The organism is Paenibacillus sp. sgz302148 (genome assembly GCF_056120465.1).
On sequence record NZ_JBVYOJ010000051.1, the window covers coordinates 1 to 4,334 of the forward strand.

Here is a 4,334-nt window from a genome sequence, read left to right on the forward strand (position 1 = left end):
TCCCAATTCGTAAGACCCCTCGTAGACGACGAGGTTGATAGGTTCGGGGTGGAAGCGCAGCAATGCGTGCAGCTGACGAATACTAATCGGTCGAGGGCTTAACTAAAAATCCCCACAAAGTGAAGTAAATGCTGCGGAGTCGATTCCGAATACTTTGCGGGGGCCCCAGCAACAAGGATGACTAATCTTATCACTTACTTTCGCATCTAGTTTTCAGGGAATAATAATGAACGCTCGAACCGCCAAGCGCGATTCGGGTGAAAGTTGTTTTCGCGGCATTTGGCGATGCTGCAACCTGATAAATCGCAAGCTTTCGCGATAAGCGATAGCACGTTTGGTGGCGATGGCGGAGGGGTTCCACGCGTACCCATCCCGAACACGACCGTTAAGCCCTCCAGCGCCGATGGTACTTGGATCGCAGGATCCTGGGAGAGTAGGACGTCGCCAAGCACTTGCACAGAACAGCCATTACGATTCGAATCGTAATGGCTGTTCTTTTAATTTACAAGCATGTAACTGCAATTGTACATGTATTTCTTCAGAATCCCCTCGGACTAAATCTTTAATGCAAAAANTTGCACAGAACAGCCATTACGATTCGAATCGTAATGGCTGTTCTTTTAATTTACAAGCATGTAACTGCAATTGTACATGTATTTCTTCAGAATCCCCTCGGACTAAATCTTTAATGCAAAAATACGTCTATTTTACTCAAAAACTCCATGCAGGCTAATTCTGGCGTGAAGTGCACATTCGCATTTATTTTTTAAAAGTGGCGAATCAATGGGCAGCGTCAATCAATGGATGCATCCTGCTCGACTTGACTCCGAACAATGCTAAAATTTGTTTAGCCCCGGGCTTTTAGCTATCGCCTGAGGAGAAATGGCCCTGCATTTTGCGGATAAACGCTTGCGCCGCGTGGCTAAGAAAACGATCTTTTCGGTAAATAATGCTGAGATTCCGGACCGGAGCCTCGTCCAAGATGCGGATACAGCACAATGAAGTCTCATTCATCGACTGGATCAGCGGATGGGGCTGGACGGTCGCTCCGATATTCGCCCGTACGATGCGAATGATCGAGGTGATAGACGTTGTCTCCATGATCGTCGTCACCGTAAAGCCCTGTTTGCGGCAGTAATTATCGACCAAATCTCGACCGACAAGTCCCTTCGGAAACATGACAGTCTCGATATTTCGCAGTTCGTGCAAGTAAATATGCTCCCGATGAGCAAGCGGATGATGCTCGGACACGACGAGGACATATTCCTCCGTGCATAATGGAATCCGAACGAGTCGCTCATCATCGTAGGGCATGATCCCGATGCCGATGTCGACAAAATTATCCAGCACATGCTCGACAATTTCGACTGAGGAACGGACGCTTAGTTGAATTTTCGGAAATTGGCGATAAAACTCAACGAGCAGCGTCGTAATTCGATAATCCAGGTCGGAGGGGAGCACTCCTACGGTTAAGGTGCCCCGTTGATAGCTCTGAAGCTCCGAGATCGCATCCTTCACATTTTGTAGATTTCGTACGATATGGATGCTTTGTTCCCACAAAATTGAACCTGCCTCGGTTAATGCGATTTTTTTGCCGATTCGGTCGAATAACGGCATGTTGAGCTCGTCCTCGAGCGCGCGAATTTGTTGGCTCAGATTCGGCTGGGATATGCCTATTTTCTCCGCAGCCCTCGTAAAATGAAGCTCTTCGCAAACCGCAATAAAGTATTCCAACTGTCTTAGCTCCATTGGCTCGACCTCCATGATTGGTGATACCAATGATAATAATAAAAATAATAATATTGATCAATCGTTATATTCCTTTTACACTACTATCTATGAAGTACATTCGAAATGGTAAGGAGGACGAACAATGCGCTTCAAGTTTGGTTATTTGATTTGTGCGCTTTTTCTAGCTTCGATAAATTTACGACCGGCAATATCCTCGATTTCACCGCTTTTGGAAACGATTCGGATAGATCTTGGTATGAGCGGCTCTTCTGCAAGCTTGTTAACATCGATACCGGTGCTTTGTATGGGGTTATTTTCTCCCGTTGCCGTCAAATTAAGCGGCCGATGGGGAATCGAGCGCGTAGTCGCCGTTTCGCTGCTGTTGATCGGCGTAGGGACGGCGTTGCGGATGATGGCAGCTTCCTCTTGGCTGATGCTCGTCACGTCTTTCGTCGCAGGTGTAGGCATCGCGATAACGGGTCCGCTGTTATCCGGTTTTATTAAGCGGCATTTTGCCAGCCGCGCGTCTTCGATGGTCGGCATTTACTCCATGGCATTGGTTCTTGGAGCGGCATTAAGCGCCGGGCTTTCCGTACCGTTTCAACATGCGATGCATGACTCCTGGAGAGGTTCGCTCGCATTGTGGGCGCTGTTTGCCCTCGCCGCGTTTCCGGTGTGGTTGGTACTGGCAAGAAGGGAGAAACCGCCGCTTCAAACGACTCGAGCAGTCACATCCGCACAAACGCAAATTCCATGGGGTAACAAACGGGCATGGCTGGTGACGGTCTTTTTTGGGATGATGGCGACCCTTTTTTATTCCATAACAGCCTGGCTCGCGCCGGCTGTGGAAAGCATGGGATATGACAAGACGGTTGCCGGGGGCGTGCTGACGCTTTTCACGTTCATTCAAATTCCGGTTAGCCTGGCACTTCCGTTCTTGACGCAACGTTTTCCCAAACGGTTGTACTGGCTATTAGGGTGCGCTATGCTAGAGCTGTCGGGTTGCAGCCTGTTCATGTTGAACGGCAGCCCTTGGCTGGTCGCCGTATTGCTTGGAATAGGCGCGGGAGGACTGTTCCCGATGGCCCTTATGCTGCCGCTCGAAGAAACGGGCAATCCGGAAGCGGCGAGTGCTTGGTCGGCCATGAACCAATCGGGCGGATATATCATCGGCGCATTTGGTCCTCTGTTTGTCGGCTGGCTGCATGATGCAACGGGCAGCTTCCTGGAGCCGTTCGCCGGCCTGGCCCTATTCATCGTCATCATGATGGCGATCCAATGGCGCATTGGTAATAAGAAGGGTCCGACGCGAGCGGACGAACCCGTTATACACTCCGGTGTGAAGCCGACATTAACCAAATAATTGAAGGGACAGCTCCGAGCCTTTAGAAGGACGGGGCTGTTTATTTCATGACTGGGGGATATGAAATGACATTCGCAAAGGCAAGGTTAGTCTATACGGGAGCGACTGTTATGATACTTGTCGCTGGACTTAGCACAAGAGTTTTTGCGGAATATTTGCCAAGCTTCGTCTCGATGCATTTCGGCGATTCGCTGTGGGCGGCAATGATATATTGCGGCTTTCGAGTTATCGGAGTTAAGAAGCCGTTGGTATGGTCATTTATCCTTAGCATGCTGTTTTGCATGGCCATCGAGTTCAGTCAGCTCTATCAAGAGGATTGGATCATTGCAATACGGGACACCGTGTTAGGCGGCTTAATCTTGGGCAAAGGTTTCTTGGCGATCGATTTACTCCGATATACCATCGGAATCATACTGATTTATATGACGGATCGATTTATTGTAAGTAAATTTGTTAAGCATAAAGTAGGCTGGGGATGAATTAATCATTGAAAAAAGAACATATGTTTTTATATAATAATCTGGAAACCATTATAATCATGGGGTGAGGCTAGACAATGGAAAAGGATACGGCATTGCTCGTCATTGATGTCCAAAACGGCATGTTCCTAGAAGCGTACCCCGTCCACGACGGTCACGGTTTGCTGGAGCGCATAAGCGGACTGATCCAAAAAGCTAGAGCAAGTGACACACCCGTTATTTATGTCCAGCATAATGAAGGGGAAGGAGAACCTTTGGAAACCAATAGCCCGGGTTGGGCCATACACCCCTCGATCTTCCCCATTAGTGGAGATGTGATCATTCAGAAGTATATGCCCGACTCCTTTAATGAAACGAATCTGCATACGGAATTGATGGCGCTTGGGATTAGAAAGGTTGTTTTGTCGGGACTTCAAACCGATATGTGCATCGACGCAACATGCCGCCGGGCCAGCGAATTAGGCTATCAAGTGACTGTCGCCAAAGACGGTCATAGCACCTGGGGCCAAGGCAATCAAACCGCGGCACAAATTATTGCGCAATACAACGATCGCTTTCGTTCATTCGGGGACACCGTTGAATCGTCGAAAATCGAATTTTGTTCGATGTAAATGTATTGAGGACATAACTTCAGAGTGGAGCAGGATGCCGTTGATATGCTCCCCTTACGGTAGACAGGTGAAATAATAAAACCTGCTACGGTAAGGGGAGCTTTTTCATGCAAAAACGATCCTATTCGGCTTCTGAGAAACTTACGATCC

4 protein-coding genes and 2 rRNA genes are annotated in these 4,334 nt (G+C 48.4%); 5 read left to right on the plus strand and 1 reads right to left on the minus strand.

What is annotated here, in order from left to right:
• Nucleotides 1-106 (plus strand): 23S ribosomal RNA (locus tag AC0LWM_RS32295); the annotation flags it as partial.
• Nucleotides 107-333: 227 nt separating this feature from the next.
• Nucleotides 334-450: ribosomal RNA gene (gene rrf / locus AC0LWM_RS32300) — 5S ribosomal RNA — on the plus strand.
• A 411-nt stretch (nucleotides 451-861) separates the two neighbouring features.
• Here rrf and AC0LWM_RS32305 read toward each other — a convergent pair.
• On the minus strand, nucleotides 862-1,749 hold the full coding sequence (locus AC0LWM_RS32305) for a LysR family transcriptional regulator (protein ID WP_474679155.1): 888 nt from the start codon (nucleotides 1,747-1,749) through the stop codon (nucleotides 862-864).
• Nucleotides 1,750-1,873: 124 nt separating this feature from the next.
• Between AC0LWM_RS32305 and AC0LWM_RS32310 the strand changes: the two genes are divergently transcribed.
• From AC0LWM_RS32310 to AC0LWM_RS32320, 3 genes are all read left to right on the plus strand, one after another.
• Nucleotides 1,874-3,094 carry an MFS transporter gene (locus AC0LWM_RS32310; RefSeq protein ID WP_474679156.1) on the plus strand — a complete coding sequence of 407 codons (1,221 nt, stop codon included), beginning with the start codon at nucleotides 1,874-1,876 and terminating at the stop codon, nucleotides 3,092-3,094.
• 65 nt (nucleotides 3,095-3,159) lie between these two features.
• The gene (locus tag AC0LWM_RS32315) at nucleotides 3,160-3,573 is read left to right on the plus strand and encodes a ribosomal maturation YjgA family protein (RefSeq protein ID WP_474679157.1); all 414 of its coding nucleotides are present in this window, start codon (nucleotides 3,160-3,162) and stop codon (nucleotides 3,571-3,573) included.
• A 77-nt stretch (nucleotides 3,574-3,650) separates the two neighbouring features.
• A complete protein-coding gene (locus tag AC0LWM_RS32320; RefSeq protein ID WP_474679158.1) occupies nucleotides 3,651-4,184 on the plus strand; it encodes a cysteine hydrolase family protein in 534 nt (177 codons plus the stop codon).
• Nucleotides 4,185-4,334 lie beyond the last annotated feature (150 nt).